The sequence below is a fragment of the Streptomyces venetus genome (assembly GCF_039540295.1).
Lineage (GTDB): Bacteria > Actinomycetota > Actinomycetes > Streptomycetales > Streptomycetaceae > Streptomyces > Streptomyces venetus.
Genome location: NZ_BAABET010000008.1, coordinates 421,738 through 446,447, shown reverse-complemented (window position 1 = coordinate 446,447; position 24,710 = coordinate 421,738). Strand labels below are relative to the sequence as shown.

30 protein-coding genes are annotated in these 24,710 nt (G+C 71.7%); 11 read left to right on the top strand and 19 right to left on the bottom strand.

The features are described from left to right. Positions 1 to 20 precede the first annotated feature (20 nt). Positions 21 to 884: an Fpg/Nei family DNA glycosylase gene (locus ABEA82_RS27240; protein ID WP_345664310.1), complete on the top strand. Its 864-nt coding sequence runs from the start codon at positions 21 to 23 to the stop codon at positions 882 to 884. Here ABEA82_RS27240 and ABEA82_RS27235 read toward each other — a convergent pair whose 3' ends face one another. The 5 genes from ABEA82_RS27235 to ABEA82_RS27215 form a co-directional block, all read right to left on the bottom strand. Continuing rightward, positions 885 to 2,777, bottom strand: coding sequence for a caspase family protein (locus ABEA82_RS27235; protein WP_345664309.1), 1,893 nt, complete (start codon positions 2,775 to 2,777; stop codon positions 885 to 887). It lies immediately after the preceding gene. Next, positions 2,774 to 3,166, bottom strand: coding sequence for a hypothetical protein (locus ABEA82_RS27230; RefSeq protein WP_345664307.1), 393 nt, complete (start codon positions 3,164 to 3,166; stop codon positions 2,774 to 2,776). The genes ABEA82_RS27235 and ABEA82_RS27230 overlap by 4 nt, the downstream gene beginning before the upstream one ends. Positions 3,167 to 3,292: 126 nt before the next feature. After that, entirely contained in the window at positions 3,293 to 3,949 is a 657-nt protein-coding gene (locus ABEA82_RS27225) for a zf-HC2 domain-containing protein (protein WP_345664306.1), read from the bottom strand. A 151-nt stretch (positions 3,950 to 4,100) separates the two neighbouring features. After that, positions 4,101 to 4,613, bottom strand: coding sequence for a hypothetical protein (locus ABEA82_RS27220; protein WP_003994551.1), 513 nt, complete (start codon positions 4,611 to 4,613; stop codon positions 4,101 to 4,103). 152 nt (positions 4,614 to 4,765) lie between these two features. After that, positions 4,766 to 5,311 carry a sigma-70 family RNA polymerase sigma factor gene (locus ABEA82_RS27215; RefSeq protein ID WP_003994552.1) on the bottom strand — a complete coding sequence of 182 codons (546 nt, stop codon included), beginning with the start codon at positions 5,309 to 5,311 and terminating at the stop codon, positions 4,766 to 4,768. Between the two features lie 221 nt (positions 5,312 to 5,532). Here ABEA82_RS27215 and ABEA82_RS27210 point away from each other — a divergent pair, with 221 nt between their 5' ends. Next, positions 5,533 to 6,687, top strand: coding sequence for a CapA family protein (locus tag ABEA82_RS27210; RefSeq protein WP_345664305.1), 1,155 nt, complete (start codon positions 5,533 to 5,535; stop codon positions 6,685 to 6,687). A gap of 60 nt (positions 6,688 to 6,747) precedes the next feature. Here ABEA82_RS27210 and ABEA82_RS27205 read toward each other — a convergent pair whose 3' ends face one another. Together ABEA82_RS27205 and ABEA82_RS27200 are read right to left on the bottom strand one after the other, a co-directional pair. Next, positions 6,748 to 7,209: a universal stress protein gene (locus tag ABEA82_RS27205; RefSeq protein WP_345664304.1), complete on the bottom strand. Its 462-nt coding sequence runs from the start codon at positions 7,207 to 7,209 to the stop codon at positions 6,748 to 6,750. A 179-nt stretch (positions 7,210 to 7,388) separates the two neighbouring features. Further along, positions 7,389 to 7,574: a hypothetical protein gene (locus tag ABEA82_RS27200; protein ID WP_345664303.1), complete on the bottom strand. Its 186-nt coding sequence runs from the start codon at positions 7,572 to 7,574 to the stop codon at positions 7,389 to 7,391. Between the two features lie 92 nt (positions 7,575 to 7,666). On the opposite strand from ABEA82_RS27200, the gene ABEA82_RS27195 reads away from it, so the two are divergent. Beyond that, complete coding sequence (locus ABEA82_RS27195) at positions 7,667 to 8,500, top strand: polysaccharide deacetylase family protein (RefSeq protein ID WP_345664302.1); 834 nt, start codon at positions 7,667 to 7,669, stop codon at positions 8,498 to 8,500. A gap of 36 nt (positions 8,501 to 8,536) precedes the next feature. Here the strand turns inward: ABEA82_RS27195 and ABEA82_RS27190 are convergent, their stop codons facing one another. Continuing rightward, a complete protein-coding gene (locus ABEA82_RS27190) occupies positions 8,537 to 9,208 on the bottom strand; it encodes a class F sortase (protein ID WP_345664301.1) in 672 nt (223 codons plus the stop codon). A 352-nt stretch (positions 9,209 to 9,560) separates the two neighbouring features. On the opposite strand from ABEA82_RS27190, the gene ABEA82_RS27185 reads away from it, so the two are divergent. After that, positions 9,561 to 10,046 carry a hypothetical protein gene (locus ABEA82_RS27185; protein ID WP_345664300.1) on the top strand — a complete coding sequence of 162 codons (486 nt, stop codon included), beginning with the start codon at positions 9,561 to 9,563 and terminating at the stop codon, positions 10,044 to 10,046. Positions 10,047 to 10,169: 123 nt separating this feature from the next. On the opposite strand, the gene ABEA82_RS27180 is transcribed toward ABEA82_RS27185, so the two are convergent. The 3 genes from ABEA82_RS27180 to ABEA82_RS27170 form a co-directional block, all read right to left on the bottom strand. Then, entirely contained in the window at positions 10,170 to 10,703 is a 534-nt protein-coding gene (locus ABEA82_RS27180; RefSeq protein ID WP_345664299.1) for a hypothetical protein, read from the bottom strand. Between the two features lie 222 nt (positions 10,704 to 10,925). Further along, positions 10,926 to 11,690, bottom strand: coding sequence for a bestrophin-like domain (locus ABEA82_RS27175; protein ID WP_345664298.1), 765 nt, complete (start codon positions 11,688 to 11,690; stop codon positions 10,926 to 10,928). A 24-nt stretch (positions 11,691 to 11,714) separates the two neighbouring features. Continuing rightward, positions 11,715 to 11,843, bottom strand: coding sequence for a hypothetical protein (locus ABEA82_RS27170; protein ID WP_345664297.1), 129 nt, complete (start codon positions 11,841 to 11,843; stop codon positions 11,715 to 11,717). 10 nt (positions 11,844 to 11,853) lie between these two features. Here ABEA82_RS27170 and ABEA82_RS27165 point away from each other — a divergent pair, with 10 nt between their 5' ends. From ABEA82_RS27165 to ABEA82_RS27150, 4 genes are all read left to right on the top strand, one after another. Then, on the top strand, positions 11,854 to 12,318 hold the full coding sequence (locus tag ABEA82_RS27165) for a hypothetical protein (RefSeq protein WP_345664295.1): 465 nt from the start codon (positions 11,854 to 11,856) through the stop codon (positions 12,316 to 12,318). A gap of 295 nt (positions 12,319 to 12,613) precedes the next feature. Next, complete coding sequence (locus ABEA82_RS27160) at positions 12,614 to 13,588, top strand: SCO0930 family lipoprotein (protein ID WP_345664294.1); 975 nt, start codon at positions 12,614 to 12,616, stop codon at positions 13,586 to 13,588. A gap of 333 nt (positions 13,589 to 13,921) precedes the next feature. Continuing rightward, a complete protein-coding gene (locus ABEA82_RS27155) occupies positions 13,922 to 14,734 on the top strand; it encodes an SAM-dependent methyltransferase (protein ID WP_345664293.1) in 813 nt (270 codons plus the stop codon). Then, positions 14,731 to 16,875, top strand: a complete 2,145-nt coding sequence (locus ABEA82_RS27150; RefSeq protein ID WP_345664292.1) for a putative bifunctional diguanylate cyclase/phosphodiesterase — start codon at positions 14,731 to 14,733, stop codon at positions 16,873 to 16,875. Before ABEA82_RS27155 ends, ABEA82_RS27150 begins: the two co-directional genes overlap by 4 nt. A 103-nt stretch (positions 16,876 to 16,978) precedes the next feature. Here the strand turns inward: ABEA82_RS27150 and ABEA82_RS27145 are convergent, their stop codons facing one another. Beyond that, the gene (locus ABEA82_RS27145; protein ID WP_345664291.1) at positions 16,979 to 17,863 is read right to left on the bottom strand and encodes a LysR family transcriptional regulator; all 885 of its coding nucleotides are present in this window, start codon (positions 17,861 to 17,863) and stop codon (positions 16,979 to 16,981) included. A 118-nt stretch (positions 17,864 to 17,981) separates the two neighbouring features. Between ABEA82_RS27145 and ABEA82_RS27140 the strand changes: the two genes are divergently transcribed. Genes ABEA82_RS27140 through ABEA82_RS27130 form a run of 3 tightly spaced genes read left to right on the top strand, consistent with a single transcriptional unit; the run spans position 17,982 to position 21,347 of the window. After that, positions 17,982 to 18,653 carry a succinate dehydrogenase gene (locus ABEA82_RS27140; protein ID WP_345664290.1) on the top strand — a complete coding sequence of 224 codons (672 nt, stop codon included), beginning with the start codon at positions 17,982 to 17,984 and terminating at the stop codon, positions 18,651 to 18,653. Between the two features lies 1 nt (position 18,654). Beyond that, the gene (locus tag ABEA82_RS27135) at positions 18,655 to 20,604 is read left to right on the top strand and encodes a fumarate reductase/succinate dehydrogenase flavoprotein subunit (RefSeq protein WP_345664289.1); all 1,950 of its coding nucleotides are present in this window, start codon (positions 18,655 to 18,657) and stop codon (positions 20,602 to 20,604) included. Continuing rightward, positions 20,601 to 21,347 (top strand): succinate dehydrogenase/fumarate reductase iron-sulfur subunit, encoded by a 747-nt coding sequence (locus ABEA82_RS27130; RefSeq protein WP_345664288.1) that lies wholly within the window; start codon positions 20,601 to 20,603, stop codon positions 21,345 to 21,347. The genes ABEA82_RS27135 and ABEA82_RS27130 overlap by 4 nt, the downstream gene beginning before the upstream one ends. Positions 21,348 to 21,497: 150 nt before the next feature. Here ABEA82_RS27130 and ABEA82_RS27125 read toward each other — a convergent pair whose 3' ends face one another. Genes ABEA82_RS27125 through ABEA82_RS27095 form a run of 7 tightly spaced genes read right to left on the bottom strand, consistent with a single transcriptional unit; the run spans position 21,498 to position 24,706 of the window. Then, a complete protein-coding gene (locus ABEA82_RS27125; protein ID WP_030851265.1) occupies positions 21,498 to 21,791 on the bottom strand; it encodes a gas vesicle protein K in 294 nt (97 codons plus the stop codon). Beyond that, on the bottom strand, positions 21,788 to 22,036 hold the full coding sequence (locus ABEA82_RS27120; RefSeq protein WP_031109229.1) for a gas vesicle protein: 249 nt from the start codon (positions 22,034 to 22,036) through the stop codon (positions 21,788 to 21,790). Before ABEA82_RS27120 ends, ABEA82_RS27125 begins: the two co-directional genes overlap by 4 nt. After that, complete coding sequence (locus ABEA82_RS27115) at positions 22,033 to 22,884, bottom strand: GvpL/GvpF family gas vesicle protein (RefSeq protein ID WP_345664286.1); 852 nt, start codon at positions 22,882 to 22,884, stop codon at positions 22,033 to 22,035. Before ABEA82_RS27115 ends, ABEA82_RS27120 begins: the two co-directional genes overlap by 4 nt. Further along, a complete protein-coding gene (locus ABEA82_RS27110; protein ID WP_345664285.1) occupies positions 22,881 to 23,219 on the bottom strand; it encodes a gas vesicle protein in 339 nt (112 codons plus the stop codon). Before ABEA82_RS27110 ends, ABEA82_RS27115 begins: the two co-directional genes overlap by 4 nt. Beyond that, a complete protein-coding gene (locus tag ABEA82_RS27105; RefSeq protein ID WP_345664284.1) occupies positions 23,216 to 23,473 on the bottom strand; it encodes a gas vesicle protein GvpG in 258 nt (85 codons plus the stop codon). Before ABEA82_RS27105 ends, ABEA82_RS27110 begins: the two co-directional genes overlap by 4 nt. A 4-nt stretch (positions 23,474 to 23,477) precedes the next feature. Next, a complete protein-coding gene (locus ABEA82_RS27100) occupies positions 23,478 to 24,245 on the bottom strand; it encodes a GvpL/GvpF family gas vesicle protein (RefSeq protein WP_345664283.1) in 768 nt (255 codons plus the stop codon). Then, entirely contained in the window at positions 24,242 to 24,706 is a 465-nt protein-coding gene (locus tag ABEA82_RS27095) for a gas vesicle structural protein GvpA (RefSeq protein WP_345664282.1), read from the bottom strand. The genes ABEA82_RS27100 and ABEA82_RS27095 overlap by 4 nt, the downstream gene beginning before the upstream one ends. Positions 24,707 to 24,710: the final 4 nt, after the last annotated feature.

Genomic DNA, 24,710 nt, shown 5'->3' with positions numbered 1-24,710 from the left:
TCGCGTGGCACTCTGGACCCATGCCGGAACTCCCCGAGGTCGAGGCGCTCAAGGACTTCCTGGCCGAGCACCTCGTCGGCCACGAGATCGTCCGCGTGCTGCCCGTCGCGATCAGCGTGCTGAAGACGTTCGACCCGCCGCTGTCCGCCGTCGAGGGCCACGAGGTCACCGCCGTACGCCGGTACGGCAAGTTCCTCGACATCGCGACCGCGGACGGCCCGCATCTCGTGACCCACCTGGCGCGCGCCGGCTGGCTTCAGTGGAAGGACCGCCTCCCGGACGGCCCGCCCCGCCCCGGCAAGGGCCCCCTCGCGCTGCGCGTGGCCCTGGAGACCGGCGCCGGCTTCGACCTGACCGAGGCCGGAACGCAGAAGCGGCTCGCGGTGTACGTCGTGGGGGACCCGCAGGAGGTCCCGGGCGTCGCCCGGCTCGGCCCGGACCCGCTGGCCGACGACTTCGACGAGCGGCGCCTCGCGGAACTCCTGGCCGGTGAACGGCGGCAGCTCAAGGGCGCCTTGCGCGACCAGAGCCTGATCGCGGGCGTGGGCAACGCCTACAGCGACGAGATCCTGCACGCGGCGAAGATGTCGCCCTTCAAACTGGCCGCGTCCCTGAGCGCGGCGGAGACGGGGCGGCTGTACGCGGCCCTGCGCGACACCCTCACCGACGCGGTCGAGCGCTCCCGGGGCGTCGCGGCCGGCCGGCTGAAGGCCGAGAAGAAGAGCGGCCTGCGGGTCCACGGCCGTGCCGGCGAGCCCTGCCCGGTGTGTGGCGACACCGTCCGCGAGGTGTCCTTCAGCGACTCCTCGCTCCAGTACTGCCCGACCTGCCAGACCGGTGGCAAGCCGCTGGCGGACCGCAGGATGTCCCGGCTGCTGAAGTAGTCACCAGTAGCCGCTGCCCACCAGGTAGGCGATGCCCATGAGGACGGCCAGGATCAGCACCGGGATCGCCAGCCCCTTGGCGACCGAGGTCGACGTCCGGGTGCCGCCGGCCGCCCGCTCGGAGTAGAGCTCCCGCCGTTCGCCCAGCTCGTGCCGGGCGAGCACGCCGACGACCAGGGCGAGCGCGGCGGTGATCAGGGACACGATCAGCGGCGTGAACGCTCCGTGGGCTCGCAGGTTGTCCTCGATGTTGCCGTCGACCCCCTCGTCGCTCCGTTCCGCGACGGCCACCGCCGCCGCCTGGACGGCCATGACGAGGGTGATGACCGCGGTGACCGCGAGGGCGAGGGCGGCGCCGGCGAGGGCAGGGGCGAGGGGGCGGGGCTGTGCTCGGGCCGGTGTGGTGCGGGTCCTCGGGGGTGGTGAGGTCGGGGGCTTGCGCGCGGAGGGTGGCGAGGACGGGGGCTTGTGCGCGGAGGGCGGGGGAGTCGCGGGCTCGCGCGCGGGCGGCCGGGAAGGCGGGGGCTCGATGATCGCCGTTTCCTGGTCGTGCGCTCCCTGGCCCGGCACACGCTGTCGCGGTGGGTGGGGTGGGGCCTCGACGTCGGGCCCGGCGGGGGGTGCGGACTCGTGCGCCGGCCCCACCACGGCCTCGACGTGGACCACCGCCTCGTCGGCCACGCCCTTCAGCGTGATCTCCCCGGACAGCCGCCCCTCGGCGGCCGTGTCGACGTGGACCCGGAGGCCGTCCGCGGCCGGCTCGACGCGCAGCCACGGCTGGGCGGGCTGGGCCACGCAGTGCCTGGCCAGCGGCGGGCCCTGCATCGTCACGGACTTCTCCCGCGAGGGCGAGCCCCTCGGCACCAGGCCGAAGTCCAGGTGGTCCGGGGACGGCGCGAGGTGTATCTCACGCAGGGCGCGGTGTGCCAGAGCGGCGATCTGGCGGATGTCGTTGCCCGCGACCTCCACCAGGGTCTGGCGCGCCCCCTCCGCCACGGGCAGGCTCTCGTCCCGCACCCGGTTGTCCAGCTCCAGGACCGCCCCCTGCCGGGTGAGGACGTTGTCGCTGTCGAGGGCGGCCCGCAGCGAGGCCGGTGTGGGCACGGCGGCGATCTTGATGCGGCCGCGCCGGCTGTGCGCCAGATGGAACTCACCCCGCATCTCCACCGTCTTCTTCGGCGTCTGGTTGGGGTTCTGCTCCCGGACGTGCTCGTAGACGTAGTCGTACAGGTCGTCGAGGGACACCTCGCCGTCCGCGTCGAGGTCGGCCTCGCCGGTCCCCAGGCCCTGCACCACCGCGTGCGTGAACACCGAGGGACGCGGAGCGGAGTTCTCGGCGAGCTGGTCCCCTTCGAAGGCGTACTCCATGGAGTCGGACGCCGTGATGACGGCCCAGCCGCGCCCGCCGGCCGGCTTGTCGCTCGGGAAGGACTCGAGGACGTTCACGTCCCCCGAGGCGCGCACGGAGGAGGAGCCCCGGGAGAAGGCGCCCCCGTAGCAGCAGTCCAGGAACAGGACGGTCCGGCCGGCCTTCGTGCGGGACATGCACCCGCGGACGAACTGGGCGGGAATCGCCGTGGCGTCCAGCATCCGGGGCTCGGTGTCGCCGGCGGCGAAGTACAGCTCGCCGGACTCGCTCTTGAGGCCGTGGCAGGAGAAGTGCAGCAGGAGGGTGTCGTCGCGACGGCGGTCGTTGAAGAAGCGCTGGATGTGCCTGCGCATGGCGTCGGCGGACGCGTTGCGCACCACCTCCACGTCGAAGTCGCCGATCCGCGCGTCGTGCAGGACCCCGGCCAGAGCCGTGGCGTCCTGGGCGGGTGCCCGGAGCTTCTTGAGCCCTTGGTCGGCGTAGCGGTCGTTGGCGATGATCAGCGCGTGCCGGGAGTCGGTCATGGCGGGGCTCCGGCCGTGGCATGGCGTTGGACGAAGGCCTTGAACGCCTCCTCGACCTGCTCGTCGGTCGCCTCGGACACCTCCAGGACGTCGCCGTCCATCTCCAGGTGCAACGAGGGACGGGTGTCATGGGTCCTGTGCAGCCACGACCGGATCACGGTCACGACCTGGTTCAGGGCCGTCGCCGAGCTGCCCAGGGCCACGAGCAGCGCACCGACCTGCGTCACGTCCACGGCTCGCGCGCCGGGCGGTACCTCCCCGGCGGGCAGCGCGCTGACGTCGTCCACCTCGACGTCGAGTAGTTCCTCACGCAAATAGCCGGTCAGTTCCGCCACACGTTCGGCGTCCGCGTCCTCTTCGGAAAGGAGGATCGTCAGTTCGTTCTCCACCGGCTCAGCCCCTTCGTGCGTTCTCGCAGGGGCGGCGCGGAGCCCACCGTCGACGGACCAACAGACGCTCCGCGTCGGTACTTTCAGTCTCCGTCCGGCGCTGTGCGCTGGCAAATCAGCACGGGGTCAGCGTGGCGGCTCCAGCGACACCAGACGTTCGCCGGTCGCCGTGCGGATCTCGTAGCGGGCGATCTCGCCGGGGTGCTTGGAGGAGCTGGCCATCATCGTGTGGGGCTGTGCGTCGTGTCCCGGCCCGTGCCAGCTCGTCGCGGTCTCCTCGCTGCCGTCATGACCGACGATGACCAGATGGCAGGCGCGGGAGTCCGCCGAGTCCTTCACCTTCAGCTCGACCTGGCTGCCCGAGGCCCCGTCCTCCGTGGTGACCTGCGCCCACACCCCGGTCCGCGCGTCGGTCGCCGTGAGCCGCGCGGGCGCCTCGTCGCTGCCCTCGGCCATCATCGCGATCCCCGGCACCGACACCGCGAACGCCACCGACGCGGCCATGGCGAACAACAGTCTCCGGCGTCCGGCCCGGCGCCGCGTCGCCACCTCGGCCAGCAGCCCGTCCAGCATGCGCGGACCGGGCTGCGTCATGGGGTGCACGAACCGTGGCGTCGACCGCCGGTACAGCATCAACTGCCGTGTCGTCGCGCCGAATTCCGTCACCTCTGCAGCGCACCGAGGGCACTCCATGAGGTGGTCCTCGAAGCGGAAGGCCTCCGCCTCGTCCAGCACGCCGAGCGCGTAGGCGCCGACGTCGCGATGCCTTTCCAGGGACCTCATGCCGAATCCTCGTGCCGTTGGGTGCGGGTGGGGTTACTCCTTGCTCCCACCGGTACGGACCAGGCAGCGGAATCACTCAAGCCGGTGACACAATCGCAACCTAAGGATTCGGAGCGCTCCGGCCCGCGGATTGGTCCCGGGTCGCAGAAATCTAAAAAAGATGGATGGCGAGGTGTCCCAGCGGCAGTCCGAGCTGCCAGGCGGGCGTCCAGACCTTCGGCCCCTCGTCCTCGCCGACCACCGGAGCGCCGCCCGGCACCGCGTTCAGATCGGGCGCGAGCAGCTCCGTCTCCTGGAGCCAGCGCCAGGCCTCCTGAGCCAGTTCCAGGTCCGGCGCGGGCCGGCCGGACCCGGCGGCCTCGGCCGCGAGCTCGGCCAGCCGGTCGCGCACCCACTCCTGCCACGGCTGGTCGTACGCGGTCAGCGACAGCCAGGTCTCCAGCTGCGTGACCACCCGGATGCCCGACAGCTCCCCCTCGGTGTCGGAGAGGAAGATGGTCAGCGCCAGGGCATCCCGCCCGGCGCGGAACTCGAAGGACGTCGGCGGCATCAGATCGCCGGTCCGCAGCAGCTCGTCGGCGATGTACTCGGCGTACAACCACGCCATGGGAACGGTCAGTTCACCGCCGCTGCCGTCCGTGCTCTCCTGCCCTCTGTGCTGCATCCCTTCCTGCCTTCCTCCGGTACGTGCGCGTCGCCCGACACCGGGCCCCGAGGGCGCTGACGGCCCCCTCCGGAACACGGATGAGAACAGCCGATTACTCAACCGGGGTCCTCAGCAAGGCGCTTTACGGAGACTTGACCCGTCCGTTGGTTTCAGCGCAGGTCGGTGGCGTAGCCCGGAAGCACCCGGCGCAGGGCGCGCAGCGCGTAGTACGCGCGGGACTTCACGGTACCGGGCGGGATTCCGAGGGCGGCCGCGGCTTCCGCCACACTCGCCCCCTGGAAGTACACGAGCACCAGGACTTCACGGTGCTCCGGAGTGAGTGTCTTCACAGCCCGGCGGACGTCGAGCGTGGCCGCGGCCCGCTCCGCGTGGTCGGAGATGACCCGCGCGTTCTCCAGCACCGCGTCGCCGACCTCGGCCGGCCGGGCCTGCCGGGCGCGCCGGGCGTCGATCGCGAGGCGCCGCCCGACGGTCATCAGCCAGGGCCGTACGGACTCGAAGTCGTCGGCGCGCAGGGCCTCGGGATGCTGCCAGGCGCGCACGAGCGTCTCCTGGACCAGGTCCTCCGCGCGCTGCCGGTCGCCGTCGGAGAGCCGGAGCAGGAGTGCGAAGAGGGGCCGGCCGTGCTCCCGCTGCAGTGCGGCGAGCTCGTGCTCGGCGGTCGTCCCGTTCGTGAGCGTGGATCCGGCCGTCATGGCCGTATGCCACCGCAGGGCGCGGTTCGGGGACAGGGCACGTACCCGGCTGTGCGGCGGACGGTCGATCGCGTCGACGAACGGTTCGACGAACGGTCGCGGCCGTCCGCCGGGGCGCGCCAGACGGGCTAAAGAGCGTGTCGGAGCCGCGTGAGGCGACGTGAGCCTTCTTTCCTGATTGTCCGCAAATACGACAACAGTGCTCACGACGGGGTGAACGGATGATCGCACGCAGCCGACAGGTGGCCCTCGCCCTGACCGTCCTCCTCGCCGCGGGCGCCGCCTGCCAGGCCCGCGGCCACGAGACGCCCGGCCCCGGCCGCCCGGCACCGTCCTCTGCCGGGCTCCGCGGCTTCACCCTGGTCGCCTCCGGCGACGTCCTCCCGCACAGCTCGATCATCGACCGGGCCCGCTTCGACGCGGGCGGCACCGGCTACGACTTCGGGCCGATGCTCGCGGGGATCCGCTCCGTGGTCTCCCCGGCCGACGTGGCCCTGTGCCACATGGAGACCGTGTACGGCGCGAACGGCGTCTACACCGGCTACCCCACCTTCAAGTCCCCGCCCGAGGTGGCCGGTGCCCTCGCCGCCACCGGCTACGACGGCTGCTCCACCGCCTCCAACCACACCCTCGACGACGGCGCCGGCGGCATCCGCCGCACCCTCGACGCCCTCGACCGCGCGGGCGTACGGCACGCCGGCTCGGCCCGGACCGAGGACGAGGCGAACACGGTGACGACGCTCCGGGCCGGTTCGGCGAAGATCGCACACCTCGCCTACACGTACGACACGAACGGCCTGCCGCTCCCGGCCGGGCAGCCCTGGGCCGTCAACCTCATCGACGAGACCAAGATCCTCGCCGACGCCCGGGCCGCGCGCCGGGCCGGCGCCGACGTGGTCGTCGTCTCCCTGCACTGGGGCACCGAATGGCAGGACGCCCCCGACCAGCGGCAACTGACCCTCGCCCGGAGCCTCACCGCCGCGCGGACCGGGAAGCGCCCCGACATCGACCTGATCCTCGGCACCCACGCACACGTCCCGCAGGCGTACGAGAAGGTCAACGGCACCTGGGTCGTCTACGGCATGGGCGACCAGATCGCCGGCGCGATGTACAACCACCAGGGCGTCCAGGACCCGCGCGGCAACCAGTCCAGCCTCGGCCGCTTCACCTTCGCCCCGCCCGCACGGCCGGGCGGCCGCTGGGAGGTCACGAAGGCCGAGTTCGTCCCCCAGCTGTTCGACGTCGACGCCGGCCGGGTCGTCAACCTCAACCGGGCGATCGCCCAGGGCGCCGAGGCGCAGGGCGTCCGCGACCGCATCCGCGACGTCGTGCTCAGCCGGGGCGCGGCCCAGGACGGCCTGGTGATGGGGGAGTAGGCCCTGCCGGCCTCAGGGGGCCACGGTGCACGACGCGGACGCGGGGCCAAACGACAGGCCCTAGGGCACCACCGTCACCGGCCAGCGGCCGGCCTTCACCAGACGTATCGCCACCGAACCGACGATCCGGTGGCCCGCCTGCTCGGACGCGCCCACCACCACCGCGTCCGCCTTCAGTTCGTCCGCCGCCTGTACCAGGCCGTTGTACGGGTCGCCGCGGAACGTGTGGAACTCCCAGCGGACCTCGAACACCCCCTTGAGCCGCTCCGCCGCGTCCCGGATCTGCGCCACCAGCTCCTCGGCGATCTCGTCGGTCGTCTCGGCCACCGGCGCCCCGAGCGCGGCGCCCGCCGCCAGCACCGGCTGCACGTACACCACCGCGAGCAGCGCGTGCTGCCGCCGGGCCAGACCGCCGGCGTAGGCCGCGGCCCGCAGGGAGGAGTCGGAGCCGTCCACCCCGACCACGATCACCTTCGGGCCGTCCGTGCCCCGCTCGAACTGATGGGAGTGCTGTTCCGTCACGCGGCGAGGCTATCGGAAGCCGCAGGTCCGGCCGTCGGGCGGGAGCACTCGAGAGGCGGGAGGACGCGGGTGTTCCTGGAGCCGACACATGAGTGCTCTCGCGGACACCGGGAGCAAGTCGCGGGGAAGAGGGCACCCGAAGGGGGGACGGCGGCCCGCCGCCACGAGAGGGGCCGCCGTCATCGGCGGCGCTCGGCCTCGCCGGAGGGGACGGGACCGAGCCCGCCGACCCCTTCACCGGCCTGGCCGGCCAGGTTCGCGTCCGGCGCGGCAGACTCGACCAGTTGCGCGCGCCCGTCGAACAGCGCCGCCTCACCGGACTGACGATCCGGGAGACCCTGCCGTTCCCCCTGGTGCGCCGTCACTGACCCGTCCGCGTCGGCCTTCCGGGTGAAACCGTGCCGCCGCACCGGTGTTGCTCAGGTGCGTCGGCCTCTCGCCGGGCGACTGATGAGTCATGAAGAAGGATCAGTTGCTCACCCGGCGCCGGGTGTTGATCGCCGGCACCGGCGTCGTGGGAGCGGCCGCCACGGCCGGTGTCCTCACGAGAGTCACCGGGGACGCCCCCGCCGGGTCCGTCCCGGCCGGAGGCCCGCAGGCCCGCGGCCCGCTCAACTCCAGCGCGTACCGGCTCCAGCCCCTGACCGGATACGCCCCGCCGCGCGCCGCGCCCCGCCGGACCCTGGTCCGCCGCGAACCGCTGCTGCGCCTCTCCGGACGCGGCCGCACCATGGTGCTGACCTTCGACGACGGCCCCGACCCCCGCTACACCCCGGCCATCCTCGACACCCTCGCCGCGTACGACGTACGCGCGATGTTCTTCGTATGCGGCGAGATGGCCGCCGACCACAGGGAACTGCTGGCCCGGATGGCCGACGAGGGCCATGTCGTCGGGAACCACACCTGGTCCCACCCGCTGCTCACCCGCCTGAGCCGTCGGCAGATCCACTCCGAGATGGCACGCACCAGCGACGTCATCGAGGACGCTTACGGGGAGCGCCCCGAGTGGTTCCGCGCCCCCTACGGCGCCTGGAACCGCACCGCGTTCCGGCTCGGCGCCGAACTCGGCATGGAACCCCTCGCCTGGACGGTCGACACCCTCGACTGGACGGCGCCCGGCACCCGCTTCATCGTCGACCGGGTCGAGGACGGCGCCGCCCCCGGCGTCGTGGTGCTGTCGCACGACGCCGGGGGCGACCGCTCGCAGAGCGTGCGCGCCCTGCGGCGCTATCTTCCCGAACTGCTGGACTCCGGCTACCACGTCACCGTGCCCCGGCGGGACTACGCGTAGGTGACAGCGGGCCTCCGCCCGCCCGGCCCGGCACGCTCAGCGCGCCTCGACCAGGCGGGCGAAGACCACGACGTTGCCCGCGTAGCCGCTCTGCTGGGAGAAACCGCCACCGCAGGTGATGACCCGCAGTTCCGGCGCGCCCTTGGAACCGTAGACACGGTCGCCGGGGAAGTTGTCCTTCTCGAAGACCTCGATGCCGTAGACCTCGAACACGACGGTCTTCCCGTCCTGCCGGGCGACCTCGACGCGGTTGCCCTTCTTCAGGGCGCCGAGCGCGTAGAACACGGCGGGGCCCTGCTGGTTGTCGACATGGCCGACGACGACCGCGGTGCCCTTCTCGCCGGGGGTGACGGCACCGGTGAACCAGCCGGCCAGGTTCGGGTCCTCCGGCGGCGGCGCGCCGACCCAGCCGTCCGCGTCCAGGCCCACGGGCAGCACGGGCGCGTCGACCCTGATCGCCGGGATCCTGACCCGGGCCGGCGGGGCGAAGGGCAGCGGCCGTACGGCCCCGGCGAAGGCGCCGCCGGGCAGACGGCTGTCCGCCGCGGCCGCGGTCGCCGGCTGCGGCGGGCCCTCGTCGAACTCCCCCGAACCGTTCCGGATGAGCGCGAGGCCGGTCAGCAGAACCAGCGCTATCACGCCCCACGGGACGCGCTTCGCCTTCCGCCGCGCCTCCTCCTCCGCCTCGGCCAGCTCGGACGCAGACATTCGCCATCCCCTCTCGACGCGGCCGTCGCCGTGTCATTCGCGCATACCAGAACGCTAAGCGCCGTGCGCGAAAGCGGCGACGGGGCAGGGGCGAACGGGTGGCGGCCGCGTGATTCGATGCGCCGTCCGAGAAGTGGTGCGCCATCCGAGTTTGCCGCCGCGCGGAAATTTCCGACCTACTGTGACCTGCGGCGATATCCGATCGTGCGGGTTTTTCGCGGCGTGCTTGATCACCAGGACGGACCATTCCCGAAATGCGGCACGTGGAAAGGCAACTGACTGTCTTTCTGGGAGGCGCTTTCTCGCCGATCGACCGGGGACGGGTCCCGGGGCGTCTTCCGCGGAGGTTCTCATGCCCAACACTCGTGCCCTGGCGGTCGCCGGCGCCGCGGTCGCCGCCCTCGGCCTCTCCGCACCCGCGGCCGTCGCCTGGGACACGCCCAGCAACATCGTCGCCATGCCCAACATGATCGCCCGCGGCGGACAGTTGACCATCACGGTCGACGGCTGCCGCAACGGCGGCACGGCGACCTCCAACGCGTTCTCGCCGACGAGGCTCACGCCCATCCGTGGTGCCAACAACACGGCGAGGGGCACCGCCATCATCAACAACAACGCCCGCCCGGGGCCGTACGACATCACGGTCATCTGCGACGGCAGGAGACTGACCAAGCCGCAGGCGTTCACCGTCATCGGCGGAGTCCGCGGCGGTATCGGCGGCGGCAGCACCACCGGCGCGACCCCGACCGACTTGGCCATCGGTGGGGGCCTCGTGGCCGCGGCGGTCGTCGGAGGCGGCGTGTTCTGGATGCGCCGCCGTGCCGAGCGCCGCATCTGACACGACGTCTCCCTCCTCGCTTCCCGGACGGTCGGTCGGTCGCCTCGCACGTGAACGGTCTTCGCCCCGGATCCCTCGACGGATCCGGGGCGAAGACCTGCTGTGGGCGGCACACGGCGCCGGTCAGGTGGCGTCCTCGTCGGTGCGGCGGCGTGTGAAGTGGTACGCCGCGCCGAGCGAACCGGCGATGAGCACGCCGCCGAGGCCGATCTCCTTGAGGTCGAAGCCGGCGAGGGTGCCGCCCTCACCGGCGTGCACGCCCTTCGACGGGTGGCGGCCGTCGTGCCCGGGGTGATGCCCCGGGTGGTCCGCCGGAGGGCGGCCGGAGATCGTCAGGCGTGCGGTGCCGCTCGTCCTCTCGCAGACGAACTCCACGTCGTACACGTCGCCGGGCTCGGCGTTCCAGTCGACCACCGCCGTCGTCCACGACTGCCACGGCGCGATGGTGACCACGTCGAAGACCGGTGAGGAGACCGCCGCCTCCCCTCGGCACGCGTTGCGGTCCACCCGCAGGGTGACCTTGCCGCCCGGATTGACGGTGGAGGGGTCCACGCTGAAGCCGAAATCGCTCTGGACCGCCGCGTCGGCGGCCGGCACGCAGGAGGTGAGGGCGCCGGCGCCCAGCAGTACGGCCGTGGCGACGCATATCCCGCGCATGGTGACCTCCGGGTCCCCGAGGAGCAGCCGCGGACCTGTTCCGCTCGCGTCACAAATGCACCTCGATGCCCGAAACGCTATGAACTCGCGATCGACGGCGCGATCGCAGTCGCGCGAATGGGGCACCCGTGTGGGCCGCCCGGGGGAACCCCCGGTACGGCGGTCGGGGGACGGCGACGGTGTGTCGCTCGCCCCCCGGTCCGTGTCCGTGGTGCGCGGCGGTCAGTCCCCGGCGCCCGGGAAGAGGTTGAGGAAGGGGTCCGCCGAGGCGGTCACACCCCTGCTGTAGGGCGAGTCGAAGTCCCAGATCAGGAACAGCAGGAAGGCGATGAGTGCCGAGAACAGCCCAGCGAGGACCAGTTCCCGCGTGGTTCTGCGGATCTGCAGAGCGAAGATCATCCCGATGGTGATGACGGCTCCGGCGATCAGCCCGAACCACACCACGCCCGGCATGGTCTCCCCGGTCGACTCCGCCCGGGCGATCCGGGCCTGACTGGCCGTGGTCACCTGGTCGAGGAGCGGCTGGTAGGCCTGGGCCTCGAAGTCCGACGTCGGCTCGTAGTCGGTGACGTCCTGGCGGACGCGTGCGAAGAGCTTGTCGCCCCGCTCGGTGACCTCGGCCTTGTCGGCCATGGTGTCCCACTCGGTGGTGACGACATGGCTCACGTACGACTGGATGTCGCCCCGGATGCGGTCGCGTACGTCGGCCGGGTAGACCCGTACCCGTTCCGAGATCTCGTGCAGTGCGGTGGCTTCCGCCTGGACGTGGTCCTGGGCGGCGCTGCGGCCCTCCCAGACTCCGGCGATCGCCAGACCCAGGACGATGGCGTAGACCACGCCGATCCACATCGTCATGTATTCGATGACGTCCGGGGTCTCGCTGGGGTCCTCGTCGTCGGCCGCAGTGCGGTGCCGTACGAGGGTGATCACGACCACCACGGCGCACGCGGCGAGCATCGCGAGGGTGAGAACAAGCCATTCCGGCAAGAGGTGCCTCCAGTGCTTCAGGGATCAGCGCGCGCGCAGCGCGGCGACGGCGACCACCGCGGGCACCGTGATGAGCAGGACGAAGGTGAGTGGCGAGAGGGTGTTGCTCGACCGACGCGGTCGTGGCGCGATGCGGTACGCCGGGTAGTGCACCGGTGCAGCGGTGGGACGCGGCGCGGGCTCGGCGGGCGGCGCGGGTGCCGGAGCCGGGGGTGCCGGGGGTGGCGGAGGTACGGCCCTGGGGACCGGCCGCGGCGGAGGTGCCGCGGGGCGAGGAGCGGGCGGCGGCGGTTTCGGGCGGGCCGTGGGTGTCGGTTTCGCGGGCGGGGGTGAGGGCTTCGGAGGCGGTGTGGGCGTCGGGGTCGGTGTCGGAGTCGGCGTCGGAGCCGGTGTGGGCGTCGGCTTCGGCGGAGGGGGTGACGGCGTGGGGGTGGGGGTCGGTGGCGGTGGTGGGCACGGCGGCTTGGTCGGCCAGGTCTTGCTCCCGGCGTACGCCACCGCCACCGTGCCGTCCGGCCCCGTCGAGGCGTACGCGCAGGCGTCGGCCACCGCCGGTCCGGCCGGTGCGCCGACGAGTGCCCAGGTCAGCGTCGCCACCGCCAAGCCCCGTGCGGCGAGGGCGGATTGAGTCGATAGGGGTCCATACACGACGAAGATCATGAGCTTTGCTCCGCCGGGACGCGCCGGGATGCAAGGGGATTGCCCCGAAAGGGGGATTTCCAGGGGCGGCTGGTTTGATCAGTGGTCGCCCGCGGGGGTCTCGCCGCGCACGGATGTACCGCGGTGTGCGGTGCGCGTCACAGGTTCCCGAAAGAAATTTGGCCGTTGGTTGAACACAGACCTGGCCCCCGTGCGTACTCATGACCGTGCGGCGGCGCAGCAGGGCGCTGCAACACCCTTGCGATTATGGGGAGTTGTTGACGATGAAGACCTCCTGGCGGAGCGCTTCGCTCGTGGCGAGCGCCGCGGCGGTGATGGCGCTGACGACGGCGTGCGGCCAGGACAGCCCTCCGGCGGCCAGTCAGAACGTGGGTGCCACGGCGGCACCCGGAGGCTACGGAAACATCGGCGCCGGCTCGGGCACGGGGGGCACGGGGGCCAGCCCCAGCGCCCCGGCCGCGCCGAGCGCTTCCAGCCCGTCCAACCCCGCGGGCAAGCTGTCGGTCTCCACCGCCGAGAACGTCGGCAAGGTCGTGACCGACAGCCTGGGCCTGACCCTCTACCGGTTCGACCAGGACACCGAAGAGCCGCCCAAGTCGAACTGCGACGGCGACTGCGCCAAGACCTGGCCGCCGGTGCCCGCGGACGACTCCGAGGCCGGCGAGGGCATCGACAAGGCGCTGCTGGGCTCGGTCACCCGCGCCGACGGCACCAAGCAGCTGACCGTCGGCGGCTGGCCGGCCTACCGCTACGCCAAGGACGTCAACGCCGGTGACGTCAAGGGCCAGGGCGTGGGCGGCAAGTGGTACGCGCTCGCCCCCGACGGCAAGAAGGCGCAGGGGGGCGCGGCCGGCGGCGGCGAAGCGGCGCAGGCCGGGCTGTCCACCCGTAAGGACCCCAAGCTCGGCGAGATCGTCGTCGACAAGAACGGCATGACCGTCTACCGGTTCAAGAAGGACGAGGCCTGGCCGAAGCCCGTCTCCAACTGCAGCGGCGAGTGCCTGAAGAAGTGGCCGCTCGTGGAGCCCGTCGACTTCGCCGACACCAAGGGCATCCAGGAGAAGGGCTACATGGTCTTCGACCGGACCGACGGCAAGGGCAAGCAGCAGACGATCAACTGCTCGCCCATCTACACCTTCGCCGGTGACAAGGCTCCCGGCGACACCAACGGCCAGGGCGTCGGCGGCACCTGGTACGCGGTGCGGCCCGACGGAAAGCTGGTCGGCGCGTCGGAGTAGTAGTGAAACCTCCCCAGGGTTGATCAGCTCGTCACCCGGCGACGCCGACCCGGTCCGCCCCTCCGTGCCGCACGGAGGGGCGGACCGTTTTGCCGTGCTTCACCTGAACTCATCGAATTCCTGGCGCTCTTCCCGTTCCACTCCGGAACTCTCCGGAATGCCTCGAACATCGTTCGTCATGTGTTCGAAGGGTATGCGGGCGGGTATCAATTCGGCACGTGCCGCAGGCAGTGACCGGGAACGGATGGTCAATTTCCGTTTAGGGTCGCTCCATTGGCGGGCGATCAGTAGCCTCTGCTCGAACACCGGATCGCCTACGCCTTGGAGAGATAGATGGAGCGTCCCGCCTGGGCTCCACGGAGCATCGACATCTCGGTGCCCAGCGTTTCCCGGATGTACGACTACTACCTGGGTGGATCGCACAACTTCGAGGTCGACCGGGAAGCGGCCCGCAGGGCCATGGAGTTCATGCCGGGACTGCCCAAGATCATGCAGGCGAACCGGGCGTTCATGCGCCGCGCCGTGCGGTACGCGGCCGGCCAGGGGATCACCCAGTTCCTGGACATCGGCTCCGGCATCCCCACCTTCGGCAATGTGCACGAGGTGGCCCAGGCCGCCAGTCCCGGCGCGCGCGTGATGTACGTCGACCACGACCCGGTGGCAGTCGCCCACAGCCAGGCGGTCCTGGAGGGCAACGACGACGCGGACATCGTCGCCGCGGACCTCCGCAAGCCCCAGGACATCCTGAGCGGCGTCGAGCTGGAGGGGCTGATCGACCTGAATCAGCCAGTGGCCCTGCTCCTCGTTGCCATACTGCACTTCGTGGAAGACGAGGACGACCCGTACGGGGCGGTGGCCGAGTTGGGTGAGGCGCTCGCGCCCGGCAGCCTGCTCGTGCTCACCCATGCCTCCTACGAGGGCATCCCACTGCCGCAGGAGCGGGCCGGAGGCGCGGTGAACGTGTACGAGGACATTCGCAGTCCGCTGATCATGCGCTCGCGCGAGGAGATCGCGCGGTTCTTCGAGGGGTACGACATGGTGGAACCCGGACTGGTGGCGATGCCGTGCTGGCGACCCGACACCACACCGGAGGACGAGGATCCGTATGCGTTCTCCGGTTTCGCGGGCGTGGGGCGTACGGCGTGATCGCGGAACCGGACGGGCCGGAGGACAGACTGCGCCGGTTCGCGACGATCTGGAGCCGGGCGGTCTTCCCGGTGACCTCGACGTCGTCGACCCGGCACGAGTTCGAGGAACAACTGCTGCCGCTGGCCCGGCGGTTGAGCGAGGCACTGCGGGCCCGCGCCTTCGACTCCGACGAGGGCCGGACGGTGGGCGCCGCCCTCGTGGAGGCGCACTGCACCGACCCGGAGGCGCTCAGCCGCACGCTGGACTGCGTGGACGCCTACCTGGTCCTGTACTGCGGCGGCGACGGCGACCCAGAGGACCTGCGGGCCCGCTGCGCGCGACTGCAGCACGCGATGGCCGCCGGCTTCGCCCGGGCCCTGCGCCGCCGGACGCTCGCCGAGCAGGAGGCCATCGCCCAGGCCGCCCTCAAGGCGCAGGGCGTGGTGGCGCAGGCCCTGCACGCGAGCGAGGCCCGCTTCCGCGCGGTCTTCGAGGGCGCGGCCATAGGCATCGGCATGGCCGACCTCGAAGGCAACATCCTCCAGGTCAACGGCGCGCTGCTGCGCATGTTCGGAATCTCCGAGCAGGCGCTGCGCAGCCGCAACGTCATGGAGTGGACCCACCCCGACGACGCGCCGCAGACCTGGCGGCTCTACGAGGAACTCGTGCGCGGCGAGCGGGAGCACTACCACGTGGAGAAGGCGTTCTACCGCCCTGACGGAACGGTCCTGTGGACCAATCTGACGGTCTCCCTGCTGCGCGACGCCGACGGCAACCCGCAGTACCAGCTCGCCCTCATGGAGGACACCACCGAGCGGCGGCTGCTCAACCTGCGGCTGCGCTACGAGGCCACGCACGACGCCCTCACCGGCCTGCCGAACCGCACCTTCTTCTTCGAGCGCCTGGAGAAGGCACTGGGCGCCGGGAAGGGCCAGCGGTTCGGGCTGTGCTACCTCGACCTCGACGGCTTCAAGACCGTCAACGACAGTCTCGGCCACGCGGCCGGAGACCGGCTGCTGGTGGAGGTCGCCGACCGGCTCCAGTCCTGCGCCACCGCGCCCGGCGAGATGGTCGCGCGGCTCGGCGGTGACGAGTTCGTGGCGCTGACCACCGGCCCCGACACCCAGCGCGAGGTCGACGAGCTCGCCGCCCGCATCATGAACGCGCTGCTCGCCCCCATCAGCGTCGACGGCCGGGAGCTGACCGTGCGCGGCAGCATCGGCATCGTCGAGGGCCCGGCCGGGGAGCGAAGCCCGGCGGAGGTACTGCGCAGCGCGGACATCACCATGTACCGGGCCAAGTCGGCCGGCGGCAACCGCTTCGAGCTGGCCGACCCCGAGGCGGACGCCCGCGCGATCACCCGCCACGGGCTCACGACCGCGCTGCCGACGGCCCTGGAGCGGGGCGAGTTCTTCATCGAGTACCAGCCGCTGGTCCACCTCGGCGACGGCAGTGTGCGCGGCGCGGAGGCCCTGGTGCGCTGGCTGCACCCGCAGCACGGCGTCCTCGGCCCGGACCGCTTCATCCCGCTCGCCGAACACACCGGGCTGATCGTGCCGCTCGGCCGCTGGGTCCTGGAACAGTCCGTACGGCAGGCCCGCGAGTGGCGGGAACTGCACGGCGGCGCGGAGGCCGTGGGCCCGCTGCGGATCAACGTCAACCTCTCGCCCTGCCAGCTGACCCACCCCGGTCTGGTCCAGGACACCGTCGACATCCTGGAACGCACGGGCATGGCACCGGACGCGCTCTGCCTGGAGGTCACGGAGTCGGCCCTCATCGGCGCGGACGACGACCTCCTGAAGCCGCTGCGCCGCCTGGCCGAAATGGGCGTCGACATCGCCCTCGACGACTTCGGCACGGGTTACTCCAACCTCGCCAACCTCCGCCGCCTGCCGGTCAGCATCCTCAAACTGGACCGCTCCTTCACCCAGAGCATGCAGCAGTTCCCGGCCGACCCCGTCGACCTCAAGATCGTCGAGGGCATCGTCTCCCTCGCCCACAGCCTGGACCTGGCGGTGACGGTCGAGGGCGTGGAGACGGGAGCCCAGGCCGACCAGCTGCGCATCCTCGGCTGTGACACGGCCCAGGGCTGGTACTACGCGAGGCCGGGCCCGCCGGAACGACTGCACGAACTGGCCCTGGTCGACGCAACGGGCTAGAAGTCGACGCCCTCAGGGGCGCGGGGAACTGCGCGAAGAACCACGACGCACCCGCGCCCCCGTACGGCGTTCGCACGCAACGGCGCTCCCGGACAAGACCGCCTCATCGCTCGAGCAACATCCGCTGCAACTCCCGAGCGGCCCGAGGCGGAGCCACATCACTGCGATGCGCCAGCGCGATCGTGCGGTGCAGGCCGGGTCGGGCCAACGGCGTCACCCGAAGGCCACGACCCGACCTCGCCGCCACCATCCGAGGCACCACCGCGACCCCCAGCCCGGCCCGCACGAACCCCAGCACGGCGTCCATCTCCCCACCCTCCACCGCGAAGTCCGGCTCGAACCCCTCCGCGCGACACGCCGCCACCGTCAGCTCCCGCAGGTCGTACCCGTGCCGGAACATCACCATCCGCTCGCCCTCCAGGTCGGAGACCCGCACGGTACGCCGCCCCTGGCCGGGCCTCGGCGCGTCCGGGGACGAGACCACGACGAGGTCCTCCCGCAGCAGCTCCACCGTGGACAGCGCCGGCGACGGCGTCGGCAGGGGCAGCACCACCAGCGCCAGGTCCAGCGCACCCCGCGCCAGCTCCCGCACCAGGTCGTGCGAGCCGCCCTCCTCGATCAGCAGCCGAATCCCCGGATAGCGGTCGTGAAAGGCCCGCAGCACATCCGGCAGCAGACCCGTGCACAGGCTCGGCGTCGCCCCCAGCCGCACCCGCCCGCTCCGCAGCTGCGCCAGCTCCTGCACCTCGTGCCGGGCCGTCTCCGCGTCGGCCAGGATGCGCCGGGCCAGCGGCAGCAGCGCCTCCCCGGCGTCCGTGAGCGTGATGTTGCCGCGTGCGCGCAGGAACAGGTCCGCGCCCAGCTCCCGCTCCAGCGCCTTGATCTGCTGCGACAGCGACGGCTGCGCGACATGGACCAGATCGGCGGCCCGGGTGAAGTGCCGGGTCTCGGCGACGGCCACGAAGTACTGGAGCTGCTGGAACTGCATCCTCGTACGATAGCCGCTCCCTATGGAATCAAGCCGGACCATGTCTTGGACCGATCGGTCGCGAGTCCGTAGCGTCAAGCCCATGGCTCTGGCAACGCGGACGGATCGACGGCCGTCCATGGCACGCACCGTGTGGGACTCCACCGTCGGCAAGAAGACCGTGATGGCGGTCAGTGGGTTGATCATGCTGCTGTACCTGGTCGTCCACATGATCGGAAACCTGAAGATCTTCTTCGGGGCGGGCGAGTTCGACCACTACGCCCACTGGCTGCGCACCGTCGGCGAGCCGTTCATGCACTACGAGTGGACGCTCTGGCTCGTCCGCGTGGTGCTGGTCGTCGCCGTCGTCGCCCACGCCACCTCGGCGTACCAGCTCAGCCGCCGCGACATCAGGGCCCGGCCCAGCAAGTACGTGCACAAGAAGCCGCGCGCCTCCTACGCGACACGCACCATGCGGTGGGGCGGCATCATCCTCGGCCTGTTCATCGTCTGGCACATCCTCGACCTGACGACCGGCACCGTGCACTCCGGCGGCTTCCAGCACGGTCACCCGTACCAGAACGTCGTGGACACCTTCTCCACCTGGTACGGCAACGTCGTCTACATCGTCGCGATGCTCGCGCTCGGCCTGCACGTCCGGCACGGCTTCTGGAGCGCCGCCCAGACCCTCGGCGTCGGCAGCCGCACCCGGGACCGTGCCCTCAAGACCGTCGCGAACGTCCTCGCGCTGCTGCTCACGGCCGGCTTCATCGCCGTACCCGTGGGCGTCATGACCGGACTGGTGAGCTGACATGACCTCTTACACGGACTACGTGACCGGCGAGCCGCTCGCCGACACCAAGGCCCCCTCGGGACCCGTTCACGAGCGCTGGGACAAGCGCCGCTTCGAAGCCAAGCTGGTCAACCCCGCCAACCGGCGCAAGCACACCGTCATCGTCGTCGGCACCGGCCTCGCCGGCGGCTCCGCCGGGGCCACCCTCGCCGAGCAGGGCTACCACGTGGTCCAGTTCTGCTACCAGGACTCCCCGCGCCGCGCCCACTCCATCGCCGCGCAGGGCGGCATCAACGCGGCGAAGAACTACCGCAACGACGGCGACTCCGTTCACCGGCTGTTCTACGACACCGTCAAGGGCGGCGACTTCCGGGCCCGGGAGTCCAACGTGCACCGGCTCGCGCAGATCTCCGTCGAGATCATCGACCAGTGCGTGGCGCAGGGCGTGCCCTTCGCCCGCGAGTACGGCGGCCTGCTCGACACCCGCTCCTTCGGCGGCGTCCAGGTGTCCCGGACGTTCTACGCCCGCGGCCAGACGGGCCAGCAGCTGCTGCTCGGCGCCTACCAGGCGCTCAGCAGGCAGATCGCCGCGGGGAACGTCGAGATGCATCCGCGCACCGAGATGCTCGACCTGATCGTCGTCGACGGGCGGGCGCGCGGCATCGTCGCCCGCGACCTCGTCACGGGCAGGATCGACACGTACTTCGCAGACGCGGTGGTGCTGGCGTCCGGCGGCTACGGCAACGTCTTCTACCTGTCGACGAACGCCATGAACTCCAACGCCACCGCGATCTGGCGGGCCCACCGGCGCGGCGCGTACTTCGCCAACCCCTGCTTCACCCAGATCCACCCCACCTGCATCCCGCGCACCGGCGACCACCAGTCCAAGCTCACGCTGATGAGCGAGTCGCTGCGCAACGACGGCCGGATCTGGGTCCCGAAGGCGAAGGGCGACACCCGGCCGCCGAACGAGATCCCCGAGGCCGAGCGCGACTACTACCTGGAGCGCATCTACCCGTCCTTCGGCAACCTGGTGCCGCGTGACATCGCCTCGCGCGCCGCGAAGAACGTCTGCGACGAGGGCAGGGGCGTCGGCCCCGGCGGCCAGGGCGTCTACCTGGACTTCGCCGACGCGATCAAGCGGATGGGCCGCGAGGCCGTCGAGGCCAGGTACGGCAACCTCTTCGACATGTACCAGCGGATCACCGACGAGGATCCGTACGAATTGCCCATGCGGATCTACCCCGCGGTGCACTACACGATGGGCGGGCTGTGGGTCGACTACGACCTCCAGACCACCGTCCCCGGCCTGTTCGCGATCGGGGAGGCCAACTTCTCCGACCACGGGGCCAACCGGCTCGGCGCGTCCGCGCTGATGCAGGGCCTGGCCGACGGGTACTTCGTCCTCCCCGCGACCATCAACGACTACCTGGCCCGCAACCCGCACCACGACGAGGTGAGCGACGAACACCCCGTCGTCCAGGAAGTTTTGGCCGAGACGCAGGACCGGCTCAACCTGCTGCTGTCCGTGGACGGCGACCGCACCCCCGACTCCTTCCACCGCGAGGTCGGCGAGCTCATGTGGGAGTTCTGCGGCATGGCCCGCACCGACTCGGGGCTGCGCAAGGCGCTGGAGCGGATCCCGCAGATCCGGGAGGAGTTCTGGCGGCGGATCAAGGTGCCCGGCACCGGCGAGGAGTTCAACCAGTCGCTGGAGAAGGCCAACCGCGTCGTCGACTACCTGGAGCTGGCCGAGCTGATGTGCCTCGACGCGCTGCACCGCTCCGAGTCCTGCGGCGGTCACTTCCGCGAGGAGTCCCAGACGCCCGACGGCGAGGCCGCCCGCAAGGACGAGGAGTTCGGCTACGCGGCCGCCTGGGAGTTCACCGGCACGGGCGAGGCTCCGGCCCTGCACAAGGAAGACCTGGTCTTCGAGTACGTCCACCCCACTCAGCGGAGCTACGCATGAAGCTCACCCTGCGCGTCTGGCGCCAGAAGAACGTCGACGCCGACGGCACGATGTCCACGTACGAGGTGGACGGGATCTCGCCCGACATGTCCTTCCTGGAGATGCTCGACACCCTCAACGAGGAGCTCATCCTCAAGGGCGAGGACCCGGTCGCCTTCGACCACGACTGCCGTGAGGGCATCTGCGGCGCGTGTTCACTCGTGATCAACGGTGATGCGCACGGGCCCGAGCGCACCACCACCTGTCAGCTGCACATGCGGTCCTTCAAGGACGGCGACACGATCGACGTGGAGCCGTGGCGGGCGTCCGCCTTCCCGGTGATCAAGGACCTGGTCGTCGACCGGTCGGCGTTCGACCGGATCATCCAGGCCGGTGGCTACATCACCGCGCCGACCGGTGCGGCTCCCGAGGCGCACGCCACGCCGGTGCCCAAGCCGGACGCCGACTTCTCCTTCGAGCACGCCGAGTGCATCGGGTGCGGGGCGTGCGTGGCGGCCTGTCCCAACGGGGCGGCGATGCTGTTCACGTCCGCCAAGATCAACCATCTCAATGTGCTGCCGCAGGGAGCGCCCGAGCGGGAGACGCGGGTGCTGGACATGGTGGAGCAGATGGACGAGGAGGGGTTCGGGGGGTGCACGCTCGCGGGCGAGTGCGCCACGGCCTGCCCGAAGGGGATCCCGTTGATGTCCATCACCAGCATGAACAAGGAGTGGTTGCGGGCTGCGCGGAAGGTGAAGCGGTAGCGCCGTGGCGGGGGACTGTGGTCGGGCGGCTGCGGGTGGGGTGTGGCCGGTCGCGCAGTTCCCCGCGCCCCTGATGAACGTTCGCCGGTAGGTGCGGACGGGCGGGGCCGGGGGGTGGTGCTCTCCCGGTCCCGTCTCGCGTTCTGTCCGTCACGGGCCGGGATCGGCGAGGAGCGGTCCCAGCGGGCCGAGGTCCAGGTTGAGGTCGCTGCGCCGCAGCCCGTGCTGTGCGCACAGTTCGTCCATGCGCTCGTCCAGCAGCATCAGCGCGGTACCGAGCCGGTCCTCCTGCTCGGCGCTGAGCGTCCCCTCGTCGAAACGGCGGACCGCCTGACGTTCCATGAGCTGCCGCAGGAGCTCCACCACGGTCAGCACCAGGGCCGCCAGATCGTTCGTGACGCGCTCGGGATCGAGGTCCAGCGCGTGGGTGCGCGGGGCGGTCACAGCGGCCCGCTGTCCGACCAGGGCGCGGGGACCCGGTCACTGACCGACGCCAGCAGGGCGTGCAGGGAGATCCGCACCAGCGGCACGTCGGCGATGGCCAGCACCAGGTCACCGCTGACCACGACGCCCGTCGCCAGTACCCGGTCGAGCAGGTCGACGAGCGGCACCCCGACGGGTGCGTACGGCTCCGGGCCGTCCCAGGGCACCGCCGTGCGGTCGGCACCGCCGGGGACGGGTACGGTCATGTGCCGGCCTCCTGGTGCGCGTCACGCTCCGCCTCGTCCGCGCGGGCGAAGGAGTACGGGATCCAGGGCCCCGACAGGGTGACCTCCACGGCCGACCGGTGGGCGTCGCGGGCCAGTTCGCCGACGGCCCGGACGAACTCGGCGCGCCTGCCGTCGTCGACCAGATACGCCGCGTTGAGCAGCTGCGGGACGCTCCTGCCGGTCAGCTGCTCGCTCTGCGGCCGGTGTCGCGTCGCCGCGACGGCGTACCGCCGCAGCTCCCGGTCGACGGCGTGGGCCCGCGCCAGCGCCCTCTCGCGCTCCTCGCGCTCGGTGCGCCGCCGCTCGCTCACCCGGCGCAGGTACGACCGCCCGTCGGCGGGCCCGTCTCCGGCGGCGCCGGACGCGTGCGCCGTTCCGGGGCCGTGCACCTTCACCGCCCACTCGGTGCGGTCGCGCAGCCGGTCCAGCAGGGTGCGCAGCGACGCGGCCCGGGCGGTGACGGCCCGCACGGCGTTGTGGTCGTCCAGGTACAGCGTCGCCATCGGCAGGGGGACGACGGGGCCCGCGCTCGCGGCCGTCTCCACGCCCCGGTGGTGGGCACGGGCGCAGCGCTCCAGCTCGTCCGGCCGGTTGAGCCGCTCCGCGAGCGCCTCCTCGCCGAAGGCCGCCGCGGGAACGTCCTGCACGACGAGGTACAGCGGCCCCGCGGCCAGGACGCGCAGCGGACCGCCGCCGTCATGGCCCGCTGTCACCGACACCGCCGCGTTCCGCGGAGGCGTGGCCGTCACGGCGAACGCGCAGGTGACGGTGGGGTGCGGCAGGTCCGGCCCGGTCGCGGAGGCCCGGTCGGCCGGCAGCGTGCTCATCGGGCCACCTCGGAGGCGTCGGCGTCCTCCAGGGCCTCGAGACGCGCGCGCAGCCGCGCGTTCTCCTCGCTGAGCGCGTCACGCGCGGCGCGTGAGGACAGCGCCGGGTCCGTCTCCCACCAGTCGATGCCCGCCTTCTTGGCGGTCTCCACCGAGGCGATGAACAGGCGCAGACGGATGGTGAGCAGTTCGATGTCGAGCAGGTCGATCTTGATGTCGCCCGCGATGACGATGCCCTTGTCCAGGACGCGTTCGAGCAGGTCCGCGAGGCTTCCGGAGGGCGGCCCGGCCGGCTGTACTCCGGGGCCCGCGGGCCAGGTGCCGAGGTCGGTCACGAAGCGCCCCCGCGATGTCCCGTGTACCGGACCGGACTGTCCAGGCGGGCGAGCAACCGCTCCTCCTCTTCCTCGAAGGTCGCCTCGTCGATGGCGCCCTCCTCCAAGGCCCGGTTGAGCGCCGCCAGCCGCGCCTGCACCGCACGCGGGTCGGCGGCCTGGCGTTCGGCCTCCCGGAGCAGGTGGTCGGCGACCCAGAGCGTGCCGCGCACCGGGGCGAGCGGCAGCAGCAGGAGCCCGGTCACGAGTCCCACCGGGTCACCGGCCGGCCGTGGCGGACGGCGCGTCGACGAAGCTGTAGCACGGCAGCGGACCGGTCACGCCGAGCGCCAGCCGGTCCCCGACGTCGCGTGCCTGCGCGGCCACGGCCTGCCGGAAGCGCTGTTCGTCGGCGGACCGCACCAGGAACGACGTGCTGAGCACCTGCTCGTCGTCGACCGGCCCCTGCGCCGTGCGCACGGCGAGCGGCGCCAGGCGGGCGAGCACCTCCCGTGCCGCGCCCCGGGCCTCGCGCGCGACACCCTTGGCGAGCGCCTCGCCCAGCCGCACGTTCGCCTCGTAGCCGGGACGCTCCCGTGTCCGGCGGGCGAGCGTGCGCAGCGTGTCGTCCCTGCGCACGAGGTCGGCGAAGCAGCCGGGCACCACCGTGCCCTTCACGTTCATCTCGACGCAGCCCCGTACCCCGTCGAGCTGGGACATCAAGCGGGCCCGATCGGTGCGCAGTTGGCCGCGCAGCGACTCCGCGTCGGGGGTCAGGACGGCGAACCGCATCGGCAGGACGGGGCCCTGCGCGGCGAGCTCGCCGAGCACCGCCTGATGGGCCATCAGGTCCCGTCGTCGCGCCCGGACGGACTCCGGCGCGTCCGAGACGGCCGCGCACAGCCCGTCCTCGGTCAGCAGCCGCACCGCCGCGCCGTCCACCCCGGGCGCCCGCGGGGTCCGGACGCCCTCGGGGGCGATGCCGTACACGTACAGGGTGCCGAGCGTGCCGGCGGTGGTGAGGGCGGCGGTGGCCGTCACGTTCATTCCTCCTCGGTCTTGCGGCGCCGGGGCCGCGGGCGGTCGTCGTCACTGCGGCGCTTGCGCACCGGACGCGGGGCGCGCTCGGTACCGGAGTCGGCGTCCTCGTCACCCTCGTCGTCGTCCGGGGTGAGGACGTCGCGCACCTTGTCGGTCAGGGAACGGGCGGTGCGTTTGGCGCCCGCCTTGCCGATGGTCCTGGAGACCGGTCCGCCGAACAGCTCGGGCACGGTCGTGGAGCGCGTGTCGTGCTCCAGGTCCAGGCGGTTGCACGCCTCCGCGAAGCGCAGGTAGGTGTCGACGCTGGCGACCACAATGCGCGCGTCGATCTTGAGGATCTCGATCCCGACCAGCGAGACGCGCACGAAGACGTCGATCACCATGCCGCGGTCGAGGATCAGCTCCAGCACGTCGTAGAGGGTCCCGGCGCGGGGAGCACAGACGATCTCGTCGCTGTAGACGGTCATGCGG